This is a genomic window from Agromyces salentinus (genome assembly GCF_009749395.1).
Classification (GTDB): Bacteria; Actinomycetota; Actinomycetes; order Actinomycetales; family Microbacteriaceae; genus Agromyces; species Agromyces salentinus.
Window position 1 is genome coordinate 64875 of record NZ_WBIR01000006.1, and the last position, 22465, is coordinate 87339.

Consider the following 22465-nt stretch of genomic DNA (forward strand, 5'->3'; position numbering starts at 1 on the left):
CGAGGGCCGGATGCCGCGGGCGCACCGCCTCCGGAGGAGACGGGCGTCGATGCGGGGCTGGTGGTGCCGGATGCGGGGGTGGTGCTCGAACTCACATCGCGAGCGTACGCGCGGTCGGAGCCCGCCATGACCGCCCGCGGACTCGATGTCCGGATCCCGCCGAAGTTCGGCAGTCGTTCACCCGTCCCAGGCACCTGCATCCCCTCGCGCGCTCGCGGAGCGCTCTCGCTCGCGCTCGCACTCGCACTCGCACTCGCACTCGCACTCGCACTCACTCACTCACTCACACGCACTCACTCACTCACTCACACGCACGGTCGCAAACGGTCGCATACGCGACGCCGAAGCGACCATTCGCGACCGAACCGCCGCGTGCGAGACCGCGACTCTTCCTGCAAACGCTTGCACTCGGCTACTCCGGGAGCCCTAGGCTGGCCCGCATGACCGCTCCCATCGTGATCGTCGGCCCCGCCGCGTGGAACCGCATCGTGCTCCTCGACCGCCTCCCCGAGCCGGTGCCGCACATGCAGTTCGCCCGCTGGGACCAGGAGACGGTCGGGGGCACCTCGGCGGGCAAGGCACTCGGGCTGGCCGGACTCGGCCGGCCGGTCCGGCTGCACACGCTCATCGGGACGGACGCCGACGGCGAGCGCGTGCGGCGCCTGCTCGCGGCATCCGGCATCGAGCTCGACGCCCTCCCCGCCGAGGTCACCGAGCGCCACCTCAACCTCATGACCGAGGCCGGCGAGCGCGTGTCGATCTATCTCTCGTCGCCCGCCGACCCGGGCACGCCGGCCTCCCCCGACCTCACGCACGCGATGGCGGATGCCCCGGCGATCGTGCTCGACCTCGCGGGACGTTCGCGCGAGCTGATCCCGACCGCCCGCGCGGCCGGGCGCCCGATCTGGACCGACATCCACGACTACGACGGCACCGCCGAGTTCCACCGGCCGTTCATCGAGGCCGCCGACTGGATCTTCATGAACGCCGACCGCATCGGCGAGGACCCGGTCCCCTTCATGGAGGCGTGCGTGCGGGGCGGGGCATCCGTCGTCGTCTGCACGCTCGGCGCCGAGGGCGCGATCGCGGTCGACGCCGCCCTGGCCGTGCACCGCGTGCCCGCCGCGCCGGTCGAGGTCGTCGACACGAACGGCGCCGGCGACGCGTTCATGTCGGGCGTGCTCGATGCGCACCTGGCCGGCGCCGACCTCGACGCGGCACTCGGAGCCGGCGCCGCGCACGCCGCGACGGTGCTGACAACGCGTCACCTGCACCCGTCGCTCGACGTGCTGCTGCAGGAGGAGAAGGCGACCACCCCGCATCGACCCGCGAGTGCCTAGGCTGGAGGCATGAGCACGAACTTCGATGTCATCGTCCTCGGCGCCGGCCCCGGCGGCTACGTCGCCGCCATCCGCGCCGCCCAGCTCGGCCTGAAGGTCGCCGTGATCGAGGAGAAGTACTGGGGCGGCGTCTGCCTCAACGTCGGCTGCATCCCCTCGAAGGCGCTCCTGCGCAACGCTGAGCTCGCCCACATCTTCCACGACCAGGCGAAGACGTTCGGCATCACGGGCGACGCGCACTTCGACTTCGGCGCGGCGTTCGACCGCAGCCGCCAGGTGTCCGACAAGCACGTCAAGGGCGTGCACTTCCTCATGAAGAAGAACGGCATCACCGAGTTCGACGGCCGCGGTACCTTCCGCGACGCGAACACGATCGACGTGACCAAGGGCGACGGCTCGGTCGAGACGCTCACGTTCTCGAACGCGATCATCGCGACCGGCTCACGCGTGCGCCTGCTGCCCGGCGTGCAGCTGTCGCAGAACGTGGTCACGTACGAGACCCAGATCCTCACGCGGGACCTCCCGCGCTCGATCGCGATCGTCGGCGCGGGCGCCATCGGCATGGAGTTCGCCTACGTGCTGCGCAACTACGGCGTCGAGGTCACGGTCATCGAGTTCCTCGACCGCGCCCTGCCGAACGAGGACGCGGAGGTCTCCAAGGAGATCACGCGCCAGTACCGCAACCTCAGCGTGCCGATCCTCACCTCGACGAAGGTCGAACAGGTCGTCGACAACGGGGCATCCGTCACCGTCTCGTACACGGGGGCCGACGGCCAGCCGGGTTCGCTCGAGGTCGACCGCGCGCTCATCTCGGTCGGCTTCGCGCCGAACGTCGAGAACTTCGGGCTCGAGAACACGGGCGTCTCGCTCACCGAGCGCGGCGCCATCGCGATCGACGAGCGCATGCGCACGAACGTGCCGCACATCTACGCCATCGGCGACGTCACCGCGAAGCTCATGCTCGCCCACGTCGCCGAGGCGCAGGGCGTCGTGGCGGCCGAGACCATCGGCGACGCCGAGACCATGGAGCTCGGCGACTACCGGATGATGCCGCGCGCCACGTTCTGCTCGCCGCAGGTCGCGAGCTTCGGCCTCACCGAGCAGCAGGCGCGCGACGAGGGCTACGACGTCGTCGTCTCGAAGTTCCCGTTCACCGCGAACGGCAAGGCGAACGGCCTCGGCGAGCCCGTCGGGTTCGTGAAGCTCGTCGCCGACGCGAAGTACCTCGAGCTCCTCGGCGGCCACATGGTCGGGCCGGATGTCTCGGAGCTGCTGCCCGAGCTCACGCTGGCCCAGAAGTGGGACCTCGGCGCGCACGAGCTCGCCCGCAACGTGCACACGCACCCGACGCTCTCGGAGGCGCTGCAGGAGGCGTTCCACGGCCTCACCGGCCACATGATCAACATGTAACGGCAGCTGCCCGGAGACGGGCGGATGCCCCTGAAAGGCGGATCCCGTGAACTGGTTGCTCATCGTGCTCGGAGGCCTGCTGACCTTGTCCGGCCTGATCTGGACGCTGCAGGGCGTGGGCATCCTGCCCGGCTCGGCGATGAGCGGCGTCACGCTCTGGGCGATCGTGGGCCCGATCGTCGCGGTCGTCGGCATCGCCCTGCTCGCCTGGGGCATCGCACGCCGCCGCCGCGCGCGGCCCTGACGCCGCCCGGCACGCGAGAACGGGGCGGATGCCGCGACCGACCGGTCGTGACATCCGCCCCGCTTGTTCGTTCGGCGCGGTACGGGCAGGCGTTCCCACCGCGCCGAAGCGTCGTTCCGGTGACGGCGTGTTCCCGTCACCGGAACCCTGATCGGCCGGCGGTCCCCCAACCGCCGGCCGGGCTTCAGTGCTGCGTCGCCTTCTCGGCCCCCACGCCGGTCAGCGAACGCACCTCCATCTCGGACTGCTTCTTCGCGTCCTCGACGGTCTTGTCGAAGATCGTCACGATCCAGCCGAGCAGGAACGCCAGCGGGATCGAGACGATGCCGGGGTTCGAGAGCGGGAAGAACGCGAAGTTGATGTCCGCGGTCTTCAGCATCGACGTCTCGGAACCCGAGACGACCGGCGAGAAGATGATCAGCACGATCGCCGAGATCAGGCCGCCGTACATGCTCCAGAGGGCGCCCTTCGTGGTGAAGCGCTTCCAGAAGAGCGAGTACACGATGGTCGGCAGGTTGGCGGATGCCGCGATCGCGAACGCCAGGGCGACGAGGAACGCGACGTTCTGGCCGTTCGCTCCGATGCCGCCGAGGATCGCGACGACGCCGATGACGAGCACCGTGCGGCGCGCGACCTTGACCTCGGCTCCGGGTTCGGGCTTGCCCTTCTTGATGACGCTCGCGTAGATGTCGTGCGCGAACGACGCCGCGGCCGTGATCGTGAGTCCAGCGACCACCGCGAGGATCGTCGCGAAGGCGATCGCCGAGATCAGGCCGAGCAGGAGCGGCCCGCCGAGCTCGAACGCGAGCAGCGGGGCCGCCGAGTTCGCGGCGCCGGGAGCGGCTGCGATCACCTCGGGACCGACGAGTGCGGCAGCACCGTAGCCCAGCACGAGCGTGAAGACGTAGAAGATGCCGATGAGCCAGATGGCCCAGACGACCGACTTGCGCGCCTCCTTCGCCGTGGGCACCGTGTAGAAGCGCATGAGCACGTGCGGCAGGGCGGCGGTGCCGAGCACGAGCGCGAGTCCGAGCGAGACGAAGTCGATCTTCGAGATCTCGGAGACGCCGTACTTGAGGCCCGGATCGAGGATCGCCGGGTTGCCGGCCACCTCGACCGCGCTGTCGAGCAGGCTCGAGAAGTTGAAGCCGTAGATCGCGAGGACCCAGACCGTCATGACGCCGGCACCGGCGATGAGCAGGATCGCCTTGATGATCTGCACCCAGGTGGTGCCCTTCATGCCGCCGATGAGCACGTAGAGGATCATGAGCGCGCCGACCACCGTGATGACGAGCGACTGGCCGAGCTGGTCGCCGATGCCGAGCAGCAGCGACACGAGTCCGCCGGCACCCGCCATCTGCGCGAGCAGGTAGAAGAAGCAGACCACGAGCGTCGTGATCGCCGCGGCGATGCGCACGGGGCGCTGCTTCAGGCGGAACGAGAGCACGTCGGCCATCGTGTAGCGGCCGGTGTTGCGCAGCAGCTCGGCGACGAGCAGCAGGGCGACGAGCCAGGCGACGAGGAACCCGATCGAGTACATGAACCCGTCGTAGCCCGTGATCGCGATGGCGCCGACGATGCCGAGGAACGACGCCGCCGAGAGGTAGTCGCCCGCGATGGCGGAGCCGTTCTGGCCTCCGGTGAACGAGCGGCCGGCCGCGTAGTAGTCGGCGGCGGTCTTGTTGTTGCGGCTCGCGCGGAACACGATGATCATCGTGATCGCCACGAACGCGCCGAAGATGGCGATGTTCAGCCAGGGCTCGCCGACCTGGGTGGATGCCGCCTCCGCGACGACCACGGTGTGCACGGCGCTCATCGGGCCACCGCCTCGGAGCCGGCGACGGTGCCCGACTCGATCTCGTCGCGGATCTCCGCGGCGATCGGGTCGAGTCGCCGGTTGGCGTAGCTGACGTACCACATGGTCACGGCGAAGGTCGTGACGACCTGGGCGAGGCCGAGCACCATCGCGAGGTTCACGCTGCCCCACACGGGCGTCGACATGAAGTCGTGCGCGTAGATCGCGAGGAGCACGTAGGCGAGGTACCAGACGAGGCACGCCGCGAGGACGGGGAACACGAACCGGCGGTGGCGACCGCGCAGCTCTTGGAATCGGGGTGATGCTTGCACCGCGGTGAAATCGACGTCGGGTTGCGTCGTCTCCGCGCTCAGGGCCTCGTTGCCCATGGCGTCTCTCCTTCGAGGGGGTCCGGCACGGGGGATCGTCCGCGCCCGCTGCCGAGGGCGAGGGGTCGCCGTCGACAGTGGCCCCATGCTGCCGCGTGGCCCGCGCCGCCGGAACGGATCGCCGTTCGTCGTCGCTGAACGGCGCCCCTCGTGCGACGAACGGTTGGAAGGCGTCGACGGGCGACGGCTACGCTTTCGTGCATGCCCGAGTCGATGCTGCTCGCCGCCGCCGCAGGCGTCGTCGCGGGCGCGCTCGCGCTCGGGGTCGTGCTGCTGCTGCGCCGCCTCGTGCTCGCCCAGCGCGAGCTCGGCACGGACGCCGAGCAGGCGACCTACCAGACCCTGCACCTCGCCAGCCGCGCGGCCAAGCACGTGCGCGCCGGGCTCGACGGGGTCGACGCGGCGAGGGCCGGCCGCTCGCTGCGGGCCCTGCTCGGCTGCGAGAGCCTCGCGATCGTCGATCTCGCGGGCCACGTCACCGTCGAGGGCGACGACGCCGTGCGCCGCATCGCGGGCGAGCTCGCCGAGACGGCCTGCTCGACCGGCAAGCCCCACGTGCAGCGCCGCATCGCGATCGGCTCGCACGAGACGGATGCGGTGGCCGCGCCGATCCTCACGGGCGGACGCCCGGTCGGCGCGATCGTCGCGTTCTCCGCGCCGGTCCGCGCGGGCCTCATCCGGGCGACGGGCGAGGTGGCGTCCTGGGTCGCGTCGCAGGTCGAGCTCGGCGAGCTGGACGCCTCGCGCGCCGCACTCGCGGAGGCCGAGGTGCGCGCCCTCCGCGCGCAGATCAGCCCCCACTTCATCTACAACGCACTGAACGCGATCGCCTCGTTCATCAACACCGACCCGGCGAAGGCGCGGGACCTCGTGCTCGAGTTCGCCGACTTCACGAGGTACTCGTTCCGCCGCCACGGCGACTTCACGACCGTCGCCGAGGAGCTGCGCTCGATCGACAGCTACCTCGAGCTCGAGCGTGCGCGCTTCGGCGCTCGCCTCACGGTGACGCTGCAGGTCGCGCCGGAGGTGCTCTCGACGGTCGTCCCGTTCCTCTCGATCCAGCCGCTCGTCGAGAACGCCGTGCGCCACGGCCTCGAGTCCAAGGAGGGCGGCGGTCGCATCACGATCACGGCGACGGACTCGGGCGCCTTCGCAGAGATCACCGTCGAGGACGACGGCGTGGGCATCGACCCGGTCGTGCTCGAGGAGGTGCTCGCCGGTGCGGCCACGGGCGAGCACGTCGGCCTCCGCAACGTCGACGCCCGGCTCCGCCAGGTCTACGGCGACGAGCACGGCCTCGTCGTCGAGACGAACGTCGGCGCAGGTACGCTCGTGCGCATGCGGGTGCCCAAGGCCCATCCTGGTCCGAACCCCAACGCGGGCCCGGCGGCCGGGCCGACCACCGCGAGAGACGGGAGCCCGAGCCGATGATCTCCGTCCTCATCGCCGACGACGAGCAGCCCGCGATCGACGAGCTCGCGTTCCTGCTCTCGCAGGATCCGCGCATCGGCACCGTGCACCAGGCGTCCTCGGGGTCCGAGGCGATCCGCCTGCTGACCCGCGAGCCCGTCGACGCCGCGTTCCTCGACATCCACATGCCCGGCCTGAACGGCTTCGACCTGGCGCGGGCCCTGCAGCGATTCGAGCACCGCCCCGCGCTCGTCTTCGTGACCGCCGACGAGGAGGGCGCGCTCGAGGCGTTCGACCTCGCGGCCGTCGACTACCTGCTGAAGCCCGTGCGCACCGAGCGCCTGCAGCGCTCCGTCGGGCGCATCGTCGAGGCCATGAAGGCGTCCGCGGCCCACACCGGCCCGGTTCCGACGGCCGCGAGCGCACCAGAGATGATCGCCGTCACCCTCGGCTCGACGACGCGCATGATCCGCCGCGACGAGGTGCGCTACGTCCAGGCGCAGGGCGACTACGCCCGGCTGCACACCGAGGAGGCGAGCTACCTCGTGCGCGTGCCGATGGCCGACCTCGAGCGGCAGTGGGCCGATGCGGGTTTCGTGCGCGTGCACCGCTCGTACCTCGTCTCGCTCGCCCACCTCTCGCGCATCCGCCTGGGTGCCGACCGCCCGAGCGTGACCGTCGCGGATGCCGAGCTCCCCGTGAGCCGTCGCCTGCTGCCCGCCCTCCGCGAGCGCCTCGAGTCGGCGACCCTGCGACCGCGCCCATGACGGATCGGTCGGATGCCGCGGGCCTGTCGCCTCACGGCGGTCGAGGAGCGGAGCCTCTCGAGACCAGCGGAGCCCAGGAGGGTCTCGATACGGGCGCTGGGCGCCCTACTCGACCACCGGTCCCGCCCGCCCGCGTGCGGGTCACCGCCCCGCGCACCGGCTCGACCGCGGCATCCGCTCGATCACTGCCGACCAGGGGCGCGACGACCAGCGAGCCGGCGAGCGTGTACGTGCGCTCGCTCATCCGCTCGCAGCTGCGGCTCGGCATCACGTACGCCCTCGGATTCGTCGGCGCGACGGCCGCCTTCGTGCTCGCGATCGTCCTGACGCCGGTGCTCGACGAGACGTTCGTGTGGGGCGTGCCCCTGTCGTGGCTGCTGCTCGCGGTCGGCATCTATCCGCTCGCGATCACGGTCGGGGTGCTCTACGCGCGCGCCGCGGCGCGCAACGAGGCCAGGTACCGCGCCCTCACGGAGGCCCCGTGAACGCCGCGATCAGCTACGCCGCGATCACCGCGGTCGCGCTGGCATCCGCCCTGATCGGCTTCTACGGCCTCCGCGTCTCGCGCACGACGAGCGACTTCTACGTCGCCTCGCGCACCGTACGGCCATGGTGGAACGCCTCGGCGATCGGGGGCGAGTACCTCTCGGCGGCGAGCTTCCTCGGCATCGCCGGCCTCATCCTCACGACCGGATCGGCCGGGCTCTGGTTCCCGATCGGGTACACCGCCGGATACCTCATGCTGCTGCTCTTCGTGGCCGCCCCGCTCCGACGCTCGGGGGCGTACACGATCCCCGACTTCACCGAGGCGCGGCTCGAGTCGCGCGGCGCGCGCCTGGTGACGAGCACGCTCGTGATCGTCATCGGCTGGCTCTACATCGTGCCGCAGCTGCAGGGCGCCGCATTGGCCGTGCGCATCACGACGGGGTTGCCCTCGTGGGCGGGTTCGCTCGCGGTCGCCGTCATCGTCGCCGTCGTCGTCGCGGCGGGCGGCATGCGCTCCATCACGTTCGTGCAGGCGTTCCAGTTCTGGCTGAAGCTCACCGCCATCGCGGTGCCCGCCGTGGTGCTGCTCATCTTCGTCGGCGGCGTCGAACCGGCGCTGCCGCCCGTCGAGGCGTTCCCGGCCGCGGCCGGCCCGGGCGACCACGACCCCTATCGCACGGTCTCGCTCATGGTCGCGCTGCTGTTCGGCACCCTCGGGCTCCCGCACGTGCTCGTGCGCTTCTACACGAACCCCGACGGCGGTGCCGCGCGGCGCACGACCGTGCTCGTGCTCATGCTGCTCTCGGTGTTCTACCTGTTCCCGACCATCCTCGGCCTCCTCGGCCGGGCGTTCGCACCCGACCTCGCGGCCACCGGGGACGCCGACGCGCTCGTGCTCGTGCTGCCCGACCGACTCGTTCCCGGCTGGGCCGGGGACCTGCTCACCGCACTCGTCATCGCGGGCGCATTCGCCGCGTTCCTCTCGACCTCGTCTGGCCTCGTTGTCTCGCTCGCGGGCGTGATCAGCCAGGACCTGCTCGGCGGCAGCGTGCGCGGGTTCCGGATCGCCGCCGTCGCGTCCTCGTTCGTCCCGCTGATCGTGGCGCTCGCCACCGATTCCACCGGGCTCGCGGGCAGCGTCGGGCTCGTCTTCGCCTTCACCGCCTCCACCCTCTGTCCGATGCTGCTGCTCGGCATCTGGTGGCGCGGGCTCACCGCGCGCGGCGCGATCGCGGGCATGCTCACGGGAGCCGTGCTCTCGGGCTCGGCCATCCTCGGCGGCGGCATCATCTCGGCCGCGGTGCCCGCGATCCGTCCCTTCCTCGAGCAGCCGGCCGCGTGGACCGTGCCCCTCGCCCTGCTCGTGACGGTGCTCGCCTCCGTCGCCGACCGACGACGTCGACCGCGGGGCGTCGACGCCTTCTTCACCCGGCTGCACGTGCCGGAGCCGACGGGCCGCGCGCTCCCGCAGGCCGGGGCGGTGTCGGGGCCCGCTGCCTCGGGCGCGGCGGCCGGCACCAGCGACCGCGGGGCGTCGAGCGCAACTGCGGGCCCCGGCGGCCCGGCCTCGCCCGACGCCCGCGGCTAGACTGCCCCGGTGCTCCTCGCCGTCGCCCTCTCCGTGCTCGTCGGCGCGATCGCGCAGCGGGTCACGGGCATGGGCTTCGCCCTCGTCGCCTCGCCGGCCCTCGTCATCCTGCTCGGCCCGTTCGACGGCGTCATCGTCGTGAACCTCTGCGCCGTGATCTCCTCGCTCATCATCCTGCCGCGGGTGTGGCGCTTCGTCGAGTGGCGGCGGTTCGGGCTGCTCGTGGCCCCGGCGCTCGTCGGCACGCTGGTGGGCGCCCTCATCGCCGCCCACGTGCCCGGCGCCCCCCTCCAGGTGGTCATCGGCGTGCTCGTCATCGGAGCGCTGACGACCTCCCTCCTCGTGACGCGCGCCGAGCACGTCGCCCGCGGCTGGCCGCCGGCCGTCATCGCGGGCGGGGCATCCGGGGTCATGAACGCGGCGGCCGGCGTCGGCGGCCCCGCCCTCAGCGTCTACGCCGTCGCGACCCGGTGGTCGCAGGTCGGATTCGCCGCCACGGCGCAGCCGTACTTCGTCGTCATCGGCGCGGCATCCCTCGCCCTGAAGCTCGGCCAGACCGGCTGGGCGGTGCCCGAGCTCGAACCCGGCGCCTGGCCGTGGATCATCGCCGCACTCCTCGTGGGCCTCGGCATCGGCGAACTGCTGCACCGCCGCATCCCGCACCATGCGGCGCGCACGGCGGTGATCGTGATCGCCTACCTCGGCGGCGCCGCGGCCCTCATCGACGGCGCGATCGAGCTCTGGGGTTGACGCGGGCGGCGATCAGCGCAGTTCGACGGGCCCGTCGCCACGCGCGGCGAGCCGCGCCTCGAGGCCGGCTCGCACCCCGGGCCACTCGTCGATGACGATGGAGTAGATCGCGCTGTCGCGCCAGCTGCCGTCGGCCCGGCGCTTGTGCCGGCGCGCGATGCCCTCGAGGCTCGCCCCGAGTCGCAGGATCGCCGCACGCGAGCGCTCGTTGCGACTGTCGGCCTGCAGCTTGACACGTCCGAATCCGTGGTCGAACGCGAGGCCGAGCAGCAGGAGCTTCGTCTCCACGTTCACGCCGGAGGCCCAGACCCGCGGGTCGTACGCCGTCCAGCCGATGTGGCCCGACTCGTTCGCGAGGTCGAGGTCGGCGAACTTCGTGGCCCCTACGACGCGGCCGTCGTGGTCGCCCCCGTGCAGCCGAACGGTCCATGGAAGCGCGAGTCGGCCGCCCTCGTAGTAGCCGAGCGCGAACCGGGCGAACGCCTCGTCGTCGGCGGGCAGCCCCTCCGGGCCGCCTCCGTATCCGCCGGCGAACACCTCCGGATGGCGAAGGGCCTCGGCGAGCGCGGGAACATCCGCGGGCACGAACGGTTCGAGACGGATGATTCGGCCGACGATCGGCTCGGCCGGGGGAAGCGCAGCGGTCACCGCACGAGTCTGGCACACCGCATCCGCCGGACCCATGCCGTCGCCCGGGTCGCCCTTCCACCGCGTCGGGCGCCGACGTAGGCTGGCCTCAGGCGGGCGACGACGCCCGTGGATGAGACGAGGGACACGCACATGGCCGGTTTCGACGACATCGCCAAGCAGGCGGGCGACTTCATCGAGCAGAACAAGGACAAGATCCACGAGGTCCTGAAGAGCGAGCAGGCCGAGGACATCAGTGACAAGGTCCTCGACGGCATCGGCGAAGCGGTCAAGAAGATCGCGCCCGACGAGCACGACGGCACGATCGACGACGTCAAGGCGAACATCGACAAGTCGGTCGGCAACCAGTAGCCGAACGCGAACGACACGGCGCCCCGCCCGGATGGAACCGGGCGGGGCGCCGTGTCGTTCAGGCGGCGGGCGGCGCGGCTGCCGCCATCACGCCTGCCGGCGTCGCCTCGCGAGGAGCACCATGCCCGCGCCGAAGGCGATGAGCAGGGCGCCGTATCCGATCCAGGCCCAGACGGCCGCCCCATCGACACCCGTGACCGGCGGCGCTGCGGCGAACTCGTTGTCGACCGTGATGGTCGCCGTCTCGTCGAGGCCGACGACGACCGGGGTGTCCTCGGTCGCGCTGACGGTGACGCCGATCGCGCCACCCGCGTCGGTCTCCTCGGCCCAGCACTCGGTGCCGATCGGCAGGTCGGTCAGCGTCACGGTCTCGCCGGCGGCGATGGGCACCGACTCGGCGTCGAACGCGACGTACGGGTCGTTGCCCTCGCCCCGGTCGAACGTGCAGGTCACCGCGAGCATGAACGTCTTGCCGGCGGCCTGGTCGACCGCACCGCTGACGGTCTTCTCGAGGTCGACCGTTCCCTCCTCGAAGGTGTTCGTCGCCGTGAGCTCGAGCGTCTGCGGCTCGTCCTCGACGTCCACCACCGCGGCGTTGTCGTACGAGTCGAAGTCGATCGTGCTCTCGGTCGCGCCGGCGGCATCCGTCTCCTCGCCGAAGCAGTGGGTCTGGTACGGCAGCTTCAGCGGATCGCCGTCTTCACGGAGCACCGGCACCGTCTCGTCGGCGCCCACCTCGACCGGCCCGGAGAAGACCGTGACGATCGTGCCGAACACGTCGAGCTGGCAGGTCACCTGCACGGTGAAGGTCGCGTCCTGCACGTAGGACTCGTCGGCCGCTGAGCCGTCGACTTCCTTCGTCAGGTCGATCGTGCCCAGCGAGAACACGTTGAGGAAGACGGCCGTGACCACGGTCTCGACGCCCTCTGTCGCCTGGTCCTCGATCGTGACCGTGACCGGCGGCGGCGTGGTGTCCGCATCCGCATCGAAGGTCTCGGTCACGACGCAGACCGACCCGACGGGGATGCCGCCGATGGTCTCGCTCGTGAACGGCCCCTCGGTGCCGTCGCCCACGACCACGAGCTCCTGATCGACGACGGACTGCCCGTCGTAGGTGCACTCGACCTGGAACAGGAAGGGCCCGTTCGAGAACTCCGGCACGCCGGGTCCGGTGACGGCCTTCAGCACGTTCAGGCCGCCGGTGCGGAACTCGTTCTCGACGGTCACCGCCACGGGGTCCTCGGTCGTGTCATCGCCGATGACGAACTCGGACGGCGTCACGGTCGACTCCGTCGCCTCGCCGTCGTCGAGCTCTGCGACCGTGCAGTCCGCGCCGGTCGGCAGGTTCTCGACGAGCCAGACGTCGCCGGGGGCGTCCTTCGTGAGCGTGCGCGTGTCGCTGTAGACGACGTCGGGGTCCGCGCCCTCGAGCGTGCAGACGAGCTCCACCTCGAAGTCGCCGAACGTGCCGCCCCACGCGTCGGCGCCGGTGCCGGTCACGGCCTTCGTGATCTCGACCGTGCCGACCGTGAAGGTGTTGGTCACCGCGACGGTCGTCACGATCACGCCCTCGATGTCGGGCAGGAGGGTGAAGACCGCCTCGGATGCCTCGCCCAGGTCGGTCTCGGTTCCGCCCTGCTCGATCACGATCGACGTGGATGCGCCGCCCTGGTCCGTCTCGGTGACCGTGCACTCGCTTCCCGCCGGGAGGGTGTCGTACGTCTGCTCCTCGCCGTCGGCGAGGTCGAAGGCCTCGTCGAGCACCGTTTCGCCCTCGAACTCGCAGGTCGCGGTGAACGAGAAGACCGTGTCGTAGGCGATCGGGTCGCCGCCCGCGTTCTCGGCACCGCCGTTGTCGACGTCCTTCGCCACGATGAAGGACGCATCGGGGAACTCGTTCGTCACCGTGATGGCGACCGGCTCCTCGACATCGCCGGTCACCGGAATCGGGTTGTCAGCCGTGTTGCTGATCGTGATCTCGTACGCACCCTGCCCATCGGGCTCCTCGGCGTAGCACTCCGAGCCCACCGGGATATCCGTCAGCGTCTCCGACTGGCCGCCCTCGATCGTGACCGGCTCCTGGTCGTAGATCACGATCGGCTCGTTGCCGTCGCCACGATCGAACGTGCAGGTCACGAGGATCTCGAACGTCACGCCCTCCGCGTGATCGGGGTTCCCATCCAACGCCTTCGCAACCACGAGCTCGCCGTACTCGAACGTGTTCGTCGCCGTCAGCACAAGCGCCTGCGGCGCCTCCTCCTCGGACGCGACCACGATCACCGCGTTCTCGAACGAATCGAAGTCAACGCTCGAGGACGTCGCGCCCGCGGCATCCGTCTCGACGCCCCAGCAGTGCGTTCCCAACGGCAGCAGCAACGGCTCACCCGTCGCTGCATCGAGCACCGTGGTCGTCTCGCCGCCGACCACCTCGACATCACCCTCGAACACCGGGTCGCCCTCAGCCGTGAACGAGCAGGTCACCTGCACCGTGTACGTCGCACCCGCGATCTCCGGAATCTCGGATGCCGCACCCTCGACGACCTTCGACACCGCGATCGTGCCCGCACTGAACGGGTTCACGAAGTCCACGTCCACGACCTGGGGAGCGCCCTGCTCGTCCACGTCGGGGATAACGACCGTGACCGGATCGGGCGTGGCATCCGCCCCGCCGTCATCGGTTTCGGTGACCGCGCAGGAGCTGCCGACGGGGAGGCCGGTCACCTCCTCGGAGAGGAGCGGTCCGGCCGTGCCGTCGCCCGTGATCGTCAGTTCGCCCTCGCCGACGACCGCGCCCAGGTAGGTGCACGTGTACCCGTAGACGAAGTCGACGCCGTCGGTGAACTCGGTCCCGGGTCCGGTGATGTTCTTCTGGATCTGGAAACCGCCGACCCGGAAGTCGTTCGTCACCGTGACCGCGACCGGGTCGCCCTCGTCACCGACGACACCCACGGTGACCGACTCGGGGTCGATCGTGACCTCGGTGGCGCCGGCGGTGTCGGGCTCGGTCACCGTGCAGTCGGCACCGGTCGGCAGGTCGCCGACGGTGACCGTCTCACCGGCGCCGATGGTGACGATGTCGTCGTAGACCGTGTCGGGGTCGGCCGCCTCGAGCGTGCAGACGAGCTGCACGTCGAACTCGTCGGGCGCCCACGCTTCGGCACCCTCACCCGTCACGGCCTTCGTGATCGCGATCGAACCGACCGTGTACGCGTTCGTCACCGCGACGCTCGTCACCGTCGTGCCCTCGGCGTCGGGCAGCAGCGTGAAGGACGCCTCGGATGCCTCGCCCAGGTCGGTCTCGGCACCGTCCTGCGTGAGGACGATGGAGGTCGCCGCACCGCCCTGGTCGGTCTCCGTGACGGTGCACTCGGCGCCGGCCGGGAGACCGTTGAAGGTCTGCTCGCCACCGTCGCCCAGCGCGAACGACTCGTCCAGCACGCCGGTGCCCTGGAACTCGCAGGTCGCGGTGAACGAGTAGACCGTGTCGTAGTCGATCGGCTCGCCGTCCTGGTTCTCGGCCCCGCCGTTGTCGACGTCCTTCACGACGGTGAAACTCGCGTCGGGGAAGTCGTTGGTGACCGTGATGGTGTCGGGGTCCTCGACGTCGCCGGTCACCGGAATCGGGTTGTCAGCCGTGTTGCTGATCGTGATGTCGTACGCGCCCTGGCCGTCGGGCTCCTCGGCGTAGCAGTCGGATCCCACGGGGATGCCGTCGAGGGTCTGCGACTGGCCGCCCTCGATCGTGACGGGCTCCTGGTCGTAGATCACGACCGGCGGGTTGCCATCGCCGCGATCGAGCGTGCAGGTCACGAGGATCGTGAACGTCACGCCCGCGGCGTGGTCGGGATTGCCGTCGATCGCCTTCGCCACCACGAGGTCGGCGGCGGCGAATGTGTTCGTCGCCGTGATCTCGAGCGGCTGCGGCTCGTCCTCATCGGAGGCGACGACGACCGCCGCATTCTCGAACGAGTCGAGATCGACGCTCGAGGACGTCGCGCCCGCGTCATCCGTCTCCTCCCCCCAGCAGTGCGTGCCGAGCGGCAGCAGCAGGGGCTCGCCCGTGCCCGGGTCCGTGACCGTGACCGTCTCGCCGCCGATCACCTCGACATCGCCGTCGAAGAGCGGATCGCCGTCCTCCGTGACCGCGCAGGTCACGTGCACCGTGTACGTGGCCCCGGGAATCCCCGGAATCTCGGATGCATCGCCCTCGACGACCTTCGTCACCGCGATCGTGCCCGCGGTGAACCGGTTCTCGAACTCGGCGACGCCGACCTGGGCGACGCCGTCGGCCTCGTCGGGGATCGTCACGGTCACGGGTTCCGGCGTGGCATCCGCCCCGCCGTCGTCCGTCTCGGTGACGACGCATTCGGCGCCGACCGGCAGCCCGGTCACGGCGTCGGAGTCGAGCGGGCCGGCGGTCCCGTCGCCCGTGATCGACAGTTCGCCCTCGCCGACGGTCTCGCCGGCGTACGTGCAGGTGTAGGCGTACGTGAACGCGACGTCGTCACTGAACCCGACACCCGAGCCGGCGACGGTCTTCTCCACCTGGAAGCCGCCGACGCGGAAGTCGTTCGTGACGGCCACGGCGATCGGTTCCTCGCCGGCGTCGGTGTCGCCGATCGTGACGGGGTTCGGGCTGAACGTGACCTCGGTCGCGTCGCCGTCCTCCGGCTCCGTCACCGTGCAGTCGGCGCCGGTCGGCAGGTTGTCGACGCTCCAGGTCTCGCCGTCGGAGATCGTGAACGTGTCGTCGTAGACGGGGTTCGTCGTCGCCTGGTCCCACGTGCAGACGAGCTGCAGGGTGAAGTCGTCGGGCGCCCACGCGTCGGCGCCCGCCCCGGTCACGTCCTTCGTGATCTCGAGGCCGCCCACCGTGTAGGCGTTGGTCGCGGTGAGGGCGGTCAGGTGCGTGCCGTCGGCCTCGTCGGGCAGGAGCACGAACTCGACCGGCGTCGTGACGTCGACCGGATCGCGGTCGACGCCGTCCTCGGTCACGACGACCTGCGACGTGGTCGCGCCCGCGACATCCGTCTCCTCGACCGAGCAGTCGGCGCCGACGGGCAGCGGACCGAAGTCCACCGTCTCGCCCTCGCCGATGGTGAACTCGCGCTCGTCCTCGGGGATGATCTCCTGGCCGAGCCAGATGCAGCTCGCCACGAACGTGAACTCGGGGTTGTAGGCGATCTCGTTGCCGTCCTGGTCGACCGCGGTGCTGCGTTCGACCTCCTTCGTGACGCTGAAGCCGCCGATCTCGTATGTGTTCGTCACCTGCAGCGTGACGTCCTCGACGGGGTCGGGCGGGAACGGGTGGTGGATGTCGGTGCGGCCGGTCAGGTCACGGGTCGCGACGACCTCGCCCGAACGGTCGGCCGTGCCCTCCGGGTCGTACGTGACCGTCGAGCCCTGCGCGAAGAGCTCCTGCACCGTGCAGTCCGAGAAGAGCGGAAGGTTGGTTCCCGTGCCGACCTCGACGAGCGAACCGTCGGCGGGCACGTCGAGGGGCGAGACGTCGGCACCATCGGTGTCGACGAGGTCGACGGGTTGCTCGAGCGACTCGCATTGCACGTCGAACTCGTAGGAGTCGGGGAGCGGGAAGGTCCAGGTGTCGGGTGCGACCTGTTCCTTCTGCAGCTGCACCTGGCCGGTGGGGACGGCGACGCCGGCGCGAACCGGCTCGACCGGGCCCTGGTAGATCGGGGTGCCCTGGAACGTCGCACGCGAGCCTGCGGCGACGGTGTTCCACGCGACCGGCAGTCCGTCGTCGTAGGCATCGGGCACGACCGCCGGCGTCTGCGTCTCGTACGTCACCGAGCCGGTGATTCCCGGCGGCAGTCCGGTTCCCGCAGGGTAGCTGAACACGAGCTTGAGCGCTCGTGCGGTTGCCAGCTCCGCCGCCGGCGTCGAGTCGTCGTAGGCGATCCATTGCCTCGTCGACACGTCCGCGAAGCAGGGATCGGAGTCGGGGACCGGCACTCCGAGGGTGCTGTACTGGATGTCGGTGGCGTTGCACGCCTGGTTCGGCACGCTGGCCATGTAGTACGCCTCAGCCGTGCCTGCGGCGGGAACCGAGAGGTTGCCGATGAAGATCGGCGCCCACTCCGATCCGCGCTGCGAGCCCACGACGACGCCGGTGTCGCCGACGGCCGGCAGCACGTCGATGCCGGCGATGCGGTCGGCCGGCACGTTGCCGCGGTTGGTGAAGCTGATGCGCCACGTCTCCACGCCGCCGGGGCGCGTGATCGGCACGCACTGGTTCACGTAGTACCCGCCGCCCGCATTGGGTGCCGCACAGGCGGCCGCCGACGGGTTCGCCGCCGTGTTCAGGACGCCGAGGTCGTCGTAGTTCGGGTCGGCCGGGTCGACGCCCGGCACGCCGGCGGCGTTGCCCTTGACCGCCTTGACGATGCTGATGGGTGCGGCTGCGGCCGGTGTCACGGTGGTGTCAGCGGCACAGTCGGCGACATCCTCGGTGTCCGGCGTCGGCACGTTGTTCGAGGAGTGCGCGCACGTCTCGAAGTCGCGGTCGCTGGTGGCCGAGATCGTGTTGCCCACCGGCGTTCCCGGCGCGAGGCCTGGACGGAAGATCAGGTTCGCATCGATGACGAGCACGTCGCCGGGGTTGAACACGAAGCCGTCGGGCACCGTGATCGTGACTAGGCCGGTGGCCTCGTCGAGCTCGCCGGTGAACCCGTCGGTCGGCAGCGACGCCCCCGACGAGTCGGTCAGGGTGAACTCGAAGACCTCGTCGGCGTCGGGGTCGGCCACCAGCAAGGAGCCGGATGCGTCCGTCGCGACCTGGTCGGTCAGCTCGAGGCCCGTCATCGCCCAGGCGCCGGTGTTCGTGATGGTCATCGAATAGGGGATCGTCGACGCCGGCGGGAACTGCTGCGCGAGCGAACCGCCCGACCCGTTGCCGGGTGACTTCACGACGCTGATCGCATTCACGCGGTGCTGCAGGATCGTGGTGTCCGACGCGATCGCGTCGGCCTCCCAGGTCACGCCGTCGGGCGTCTCCCACGATCCCGTGCCGTGCACGTCGACGTCGTCGGTCGTCGTGCCCTGCACGGTCTCGCCGGGTGCGGTCGCAAGTCCCGGGAGTGTCGAGGGCACCGGGTAGCTGTCGATCACGCCGTCGGGTCCGTAGTGCAGGTTCTCCAGCCGATCGGCGAGGAACCTGACCGACACGATCGGGTTCCGCGGCGACTCCCAGTTCGTCTCGTCGGCATCCTTGCGGATGTCGAAGCGCAGGCCTCGCACGTCGCCGGCGGCCACCCCGTCGGGGAGCACGGGCGTGACGACGTTGGAGACGGCGTCCTGCCAGTCTCCGACGACCCAGCAGTCGGTGAGGTCGGTGTCGCCCGCACAGGTCTGGACGAGCGGTGCACCGGCGCCCGCGGCGGAGTATTCGACGCCCACGAGGGCGGACACGCGCAACTGGCCGATGCCGGCGGGAAGGGTCGTCGCCGGGAACGACGCGAACTCGAACGCGTTCCAGAACGTCGGGGTGTCGTCGGTCAACGTGAGGACCGTCGTGCGCACGTTGCCCGTCGGCTGTCCGCCGATCGTCACCGTGTACCCGTCGGGCGACTCGTCCTCGTACCGCGACGGCGGGTCGATCGACTTGCCCGCATTGACGCCGTACGTGGCGTCGGCGAAGGTCAGCGAATCGTCGTCCGTGGCGTACGCCTCGTCGATCTCGGGATCGCCGCCGGGACGGGTCGCGGTCGAGGATGCCACGTTGGTGACCGTGTCCGCGGTCGTCGGCCGAACGCCGGGCTGGCCGCGCAGGAACTCGCGCAGCTGGAACGTGAGCACGACCGACGTCGTCTCCTCGGACTGGATCGAGACGCCGTCGGGGTCGGTGTGCACGACGCTGAACCCGATGACGTCCGCCAGGTCGGTCGGGCTCAGCGCGAGGGCCTCCTCGATCGTGAAGTCCTCGGTGCCACCGCCCTCGCGCGTGAGCGTGACCGTCGAGACCGTTGCGGCCTCCGGGACGCTGATGAGGTCGATGCCGTAGAGGTTGAGGTAGTCGTACGTCGTCGTGGTCGCGGGCGTCGGGGCGGGATCGTCGAGGCGGAGCTCTCCGATGTTCGCCTCCGTCTGGTTGACGGCCGTCATCGTCGAGGACACGAGCGGGTAGTCGGCCTGGTCGGCGGTGTCGGGCGGCACGGGCAGGCTGTCCTGGTCGAAGGCCTTCGAGACCGAGGTGTTGATGACGGTGTCGAGGATCGTGATGTCGTCGGAATCGTCGTGCGTGACCGGCTGGGGACCCTCGCCCTCGGCCCGCGCCGTGTTGGTCACGACGCCGGCGAGGCCGGAGTTGTAGGTGTCGTCGTGGAGCGTGCCGACGACGGGCCCACCGCTGCGCTTCTCATCGCGGAGTTGGAAGGTCAGGTCGAGGTTGCGTTCGAAGTCGTAGGATGCCGCGACTCCCGACCCGGCGGCCGGCCCGCCGCCGCCGCGGTTCGACCCCTCGACGTAGGTCAGGCGCACGCCGAGCGTGGACTCCTGCTCGGCGTCACTGAGCTCGTACCCGGGGAAGCCGCCATCGCAGTCGGTTCCCGTGGTGTCCACGGCGCCGCACGCGGCGGCCGTGATGTCGACCCAGGCATCGGCGGTGTCGTCGAAGAGCTCGACGGTCGCGATGCGGTCGTACTGCATCTCGGGGTCGAGGGCCCCGTCGATCGGTTCGATGACCGCGAGGTTCCACGCGTCGAAGGCAGATGCCGCGATGTTCGAGAAGTCTTCGCCGGCACTCGGGTCGTCCGTGATCGCGACCGAGTCGAAGGGAAGGCCCTCGGTCGCCCACGAGATGCGGGCACTGCGCTGATCGCCGCTGAAGGCGTTGACGTTCTCGTCGAGCCACTGCTTCTCGAGCAGGTCGACCCCCTCGTCGGGGTCGAGCGGGTTCACGTCGACCTGGTCGCCGTCGGTGGCGGTGTTGTCTTCGGGCGACGTGTCGTCGGGGTTCATGACCGTCGACGACGCCGTGTTCTCGGCCACGAGCGGGTCCGCGGCCACTGCGGCGTCGTGCACGCTGCCCGATCCGTCGCGGAGCTGGTCGCGGGTCGCCACCGAGATGCGGGGCGCGACCTGGAAGCCCGGAGGCAGCGTCTCGCCGGGCTTCGGCGTGTAGACGAAGCGGATGCCCTGGATGTCGTCCTGCAGGTCGGCCGGCACGTTCGTGTTGAACGTGGCCGGTCCCTCGATGAGCTCGGCGCCCGGGAGCGTCACCCATTCCTCGCCGTCCCAGTACTCCACGGTGAGGTTCGCGTCGGCCGGGACGCCGGCGCTGATCTGGCGGAGGTCGAACACGTTCCAGAAGGTGCTCGGCGGGTCGCCGGGCTGCGGGTCGGCGGGGTCGCTGATCACGAGTTGGTCGGCGCCGACGGTCGAGGCGTTCTCGCCCTGGTCGTTCACGGAGGCGAGGAACGTCACGTCCGTCGTGCTTCCGGGCACGTCCCAGACCTCGTCGCGCACGATGTCCTTGTCGATGACCGTCGACACGCGAGCGGGCTGCCTGGTGATGTCCGCGGCATCCTCGTCGGTGCCGGTCTGGCCCGTGGAGTCCGTGACCGTGGAGGTCGTGTCGTTCGTGCTGACGATGTCGGCCTGGCCGTCGACGCTCTGCGCCGTGACGTCGAACGGGATCTGCGCCGACGCGTTCGGCAGGATCGGTCCGGTGAACGTCACCGAGAAGCCGACGACGTCGCCGGTCGGATCGGGCAGCGTGTCGGGCGTGGTGGTGTCGAGCGTCTCGGTCGTGCCGTCGGCGTAGGTGTAGGTGATGGACGCACCCGTGGCGTTCTGCGGCCATGTGATGTCGCCGAAGCCGTCGAAGGTGAGCCCCTGGTCGGCGAGGTTCGGCGAGCTTGTGGTGGGTTCGTCGATGGTCATCGAGGTGACGGGCCGCGGGCCGTTCGCCGACTCGATCGTGGCCGTCGTCGAGTCTCCGGCGAGCAGCACGGGATCGGCGAACGACTTCTCGATGTCGACGGCCGGGCCGGTGTTGCTGATGACGACATCGCCGTCGGCCGTGTTCGGGTCGGTCGTGACGTCGTCGACGACGACGTTCGAGGACGCCGTGTTCGGCACGTCGACCGACTCGCCGAGGGGGATGTCGAGCACGGTGTCGTTCGTCTCGGCCGAGATGCCGATCGTCCCGTTCTCGCCCGGCGGGATCGGATCGCCCGTGCTGGACGTGAAGGTGAACCGGAGCCCCTTCACGTCGGATGCCGGGTCGACGCCGGGGATGTCGGTGAAGTCGGTCGGGATCGGGCCCGTGGGGTAGGCCACCACCCAGTTGCCGTCGGCGTCCCGGTATTCGATCTGCACCTGGTCGGCCCCCGGCGGCGGCGTGATCGAGGTGATGCCCGTGAAGTCGAGGTAGCCATCGAACGGACTCGCGACCCCTTCGGCCGGGTCCTGCACGACGACCGCGTCGACGGACTGGTTGGACGCGTTGCCGCCGCCGATCGTGTAGTCGACCGGCTGGCCCGGGAGCGAGGGAACGCTCTGCCCGTCGGCCACGTGGTCGTCGACCGTCTTCACGACGGTCGAGTCGAGAAGCGACGGGATGTCGAGCTCGACCGGCACCGTCGCGTCCTTGGGGAGGGCGTTCTCGGCTGAGGCCGTCGCGGTGTTGACGATCTCGCCGTCGTAGTCGGCGCTGGCGTCGGCGGGCACCTGCACGAAGACGGTGATGCTCACCTGCTGGCCGGTCGCGAGGCCGGTGCCCGCCGTGCCGGTCTCGGTGAAGTCCACCGTGAAGTCGGTGTCGCCGGTCGTGACGGTGGCGTCGCTGCCGGCGGACACCACGACCGGGTTCGGCACACTCGGGTCGAACACGAGCGGCGCTGGCAGGGCGTCGGTCACCTGGGCGCCGACGCAGATGTCGACGATGGGACTGTTGCACGTCAGGGTGATCGTGTAGCTGAACTGCTCGCCCGCCGCGTAGGGCGACGTGTCGGGCGGCGTCACGACCTTCGTGAACGTCGTGAACTCCGCGTCATCCGGAGCGGCGGACGCCGACAGCGCCCCGGGCGTCACGAGCGCCCCCGTCAAGATGATCGCGCCGATTCCGGCGAGTACGCGTCGAACGACCGACATCTCTTCCCCCAGCCCCCACGGCCGAAGGCCGCCGCGGGCGCGCGGTAGGTGAGACGCCCACGCGTTCGACCCTACCGAGGAGGAGGGACCGGATGGAAGGGTCGGACGAAGGCCGGGCCAGGCCGGGATTCATCGATACCGCTCGTCTCGCGCGTGTTCACGCGGGAGACGAGCG

The 22465-nt window shown here is 70.5% G+C and carries 13 protein-coding genes; 9 read left to right on the forward strand and 4 right to left on the reverse strand.

The window, feature by feature from the left end; translation table 11 throughout:
• The first annotated feature begins 440 nt into the window (after positions 1–440).
• The 3 genes from GQQ95_RS07535 to GQQ95_RS07545 are packed head-to-tail and all read left to right on the forward strand — an operon-like array spanning position 441 to position 2994.
• Positions 441–1340 carry a carbohydrate kinase family protein gene (locus GQQ95_RS07535; protein WP_157427049.1) on the forward strand — a complete coding sequence of 300 codons (900 nt, stop codon included), beginning with the start codon at positions 441–443 and terminating at the stop codon, positions 1338–1340.
• A 9-nt stretch (positions 1341–1349) separates the two neighbouring features.
• Positions 1350–2750, forward strand: a complete 1401-nt coding sequence (gene lpdA / locus GQQ95_RS07540) for a dihydrolipoyl dehydrogenase (protein ID WP_157427050.1) — start codon at positions 1350–1352, stop codon at positions 2748–2750.
• 46 nt (positions 2751–2796) lie between these two features.
• The gene (locus tag GQQ95_RS07545; RefSeq protein WP_157427051.1) at positions 2797–2994 is read left to right on the forward strand and encodes a hypothetical protein; all 198 of its coding nucleotides are present in this window, start codon (positions 2797–2799) and stop codon (positions 2992–2994) included.
• A gap of 184 nt (positions 2995–3178) precedes the next feature.
• On the opposite strand, the gene GQQ95_RS07550 is transcribed toward GQQ95_RS07545, so the two are convergent.
• On the reverse strand, positions 3179–4810 hold the full coding sequence (locus tag GQQ95_RS07550) for a solute symporter family protein (RefSeq protein WP_157427052.1): 1632 nt from the start codon (positions 4808–4810) through the stop codon (positions 3179–3181).
• A complete protein-coding gene (locus GQQ95_RS07555; protein ID WP_157427053.1) occupies positions 4807–5178 on the reverse strand; it encodes a DUF485 domain-containing protein in 372 nt (123 codons plus the stop codon). The genes GQQ95_RS07550 and GQQ95_RS07555 overlap by 4 nt, the downstream gene beginning before the upstream one ends.
• 201 nt (positions 5179–5379) lie before the next feature.
• Between GQQ95_RS07555 and GQQ95_RS07560 the strand changes: the two genes are divergently transcribed.
• The 5 genes from GQQ95_RS07560 to GQQ95_RS07580 all read left to right on the forward strand — a co-directional run bounded on the left by GQQ95_RS07560 (position 5380) and on the right by GQQ95_RS07580 (position 10179).
• Positions 5380–6609, forward strand: coding sequence for a sensor histidine kinase (locus tag GQQ95_RS07560; RefSeq protein WP_157427054.1), 1230 nt, complete (start codon positions 5380–5382; stop codon positions 6607–6609).
• Positions 6606–7355 (forward strand): LytR/AlgR family response regulator transcription factor, encoded by a 750-nt coding sequence (locus GQQ95_RS07565; protein ID WP_157427055.1) that lies wholly within the window; start codon positions 6606–6608, stop codon positions 7353–7355. Before GQQ95_RS07560 ends, GQQ95_RS07565 begins: the two co-directional genes overlap by 4 nt.
• Before the next feature lie 134 nt (positions 7356–7489).
• The gene (locus tag GQQ95_RS07570; RefSeq protein WP_157427056.1) at positions 7490–7840 is read left to right on the forward strand and encodes a DUF485 domain-containing protein; all 351 of its coding nucleotides are present in this window, start codon (positions 7490–7492) and stop codon (positions 7838–7840) included.
• Positions 7837–9429, forward strand: a complete 1593-nt coding sequence (locus GQQ95_RS07575; RefSeq protein ID WP_157427057.1) for a sodium/solute symporter — start codon at positions 7837–7839, stop codon at positions 9427–9429. Before GQQ95_RS07570 ends, GQQ95_RS07575 begins: the two co-directional genes overlap by 4 nt.
• Before the next feature lie 9 nt (positions 9430–9438).
• The gene (locus GQQ95_RS07580; RefSeq protein WP_157427058.1) at positions 9439–10179 is read left to right on the forward strand and encodes a sulfite exporter TauE/SafE family protein; all 741 of its coding nucleotides are present in this window, start codon (positions 9439–9441) and stop codon (positions 10177–10179) included.
• Between the two features lie 12 nt (positions 10180–10191).
• On the opposite strand, the gene GQQ95_RS07585 is transcribed toward GQQ95_RS07580, so the two are convergent.
• Positions 10192–10827, reverse strand: a complete 636-nt coding sequence (locus GQQ95_RS07585) for a GNAT family N-acetyltransferase (RefSeq protein ID WP_157427059.1) — start codon at positions 10825–10827, stop codon at positions 10192–10194.
• 132 nt (positions 10828–10959) lie between these two features.
• Here GQQ95_RS07585 and GQQ95_RS07590 point away from each other — a divergent pair, with 132 nt between their 5' ends.
• A complete protein-coding gene (locus GQQ95_RS07590; RefSeq protein WP_157427249.1) occupies positions 10960–11178 on the forward strand; it encodes a hypothetical protein in 219 nt (72 codons plus the stop codon).
• An 87-nt stretch (positions 11179–11265) separates the two neighbouring features.
• On the opposite strand, the gene GQQ95_RS07595 is transcribed toward GQQ95_RS07590, so the two are convergent.
• Positions 11266–22290, reverse strand: a complete 11025-nt coding sequence (locus tag GQQ95_RS07595) for a DUF5979 domain-containing protein (RefSeq protein ID WP_157427060.1) — start codon at positions 22288–22290, stop codon at positions 11266–11268.
• Positions 22291–22465: the final 175 nt, after the last annotated feature.

What these genes read in the sequence shown, in the direction of transcription:
- GQQ95_RS07535 (WP_157427049.1), top strand. Translation starts at nt 441, where the DNA reads ATGACCGCTCCCATCGTGATCGTCGGCCCCGCCGCGTGGAACCGCATC.
- lpdA (WP_157427050.1), top strand. Translation starts at nt 1,350, where the DNA reads ATGAGCACGAACTTCGATGTCATCGTCCTCGGCGCCGGCCCCGGCGGC.
- GQQ95_RS07550 (WP_157427052.1), bottom strand. Translation starts at nt 4,810, where the DNA reads ATGAGCGCCGTGCACACCGTGGTCGTCGCGGAGGCGGCATCCACCCAG.
- GQQ95_RS07555 (WP_157427053.1), bottom strand. Translation starts at nt 5,178, where the DNA reads ATGGGCAACGAGGCCCTGAGCGCGGAGACGACGCAACCCGACGTCGAT.
- GQQ95_RS07560 (WP_157427054.1), top strand. Translation starts at nt 5,380, where the DNA reads ATGCCCGAGTCGATGCTGCTCGCCGCCGCCGCAGGCGTCGTCGCGGGC.
- GQQ95_RS07565 (WP_157427055.1), top strand. Translation starts at nt 6,606, where the DNA reads ATGATCTCCGTCCTCATCGCCGACGACGAGCAGCCCGCGATCGACGAG.
- GQQ95_RS07590 (WP_157427249.1), top strand. Translation starts at nt 10,960, where the DNA reads ATGGCCGGTTTCGACGACATCGCCAAGCAGGCGGGCGACTTCATCGAG.
- GQQ95_RS07595 (WP_157427060.1), bottom strand. Translation starts at nt 22,290, where the DNA reads ATGTCGGTCGTTCGACGCGTACTCGCCGGAATCGGCGCGATCATCTTG.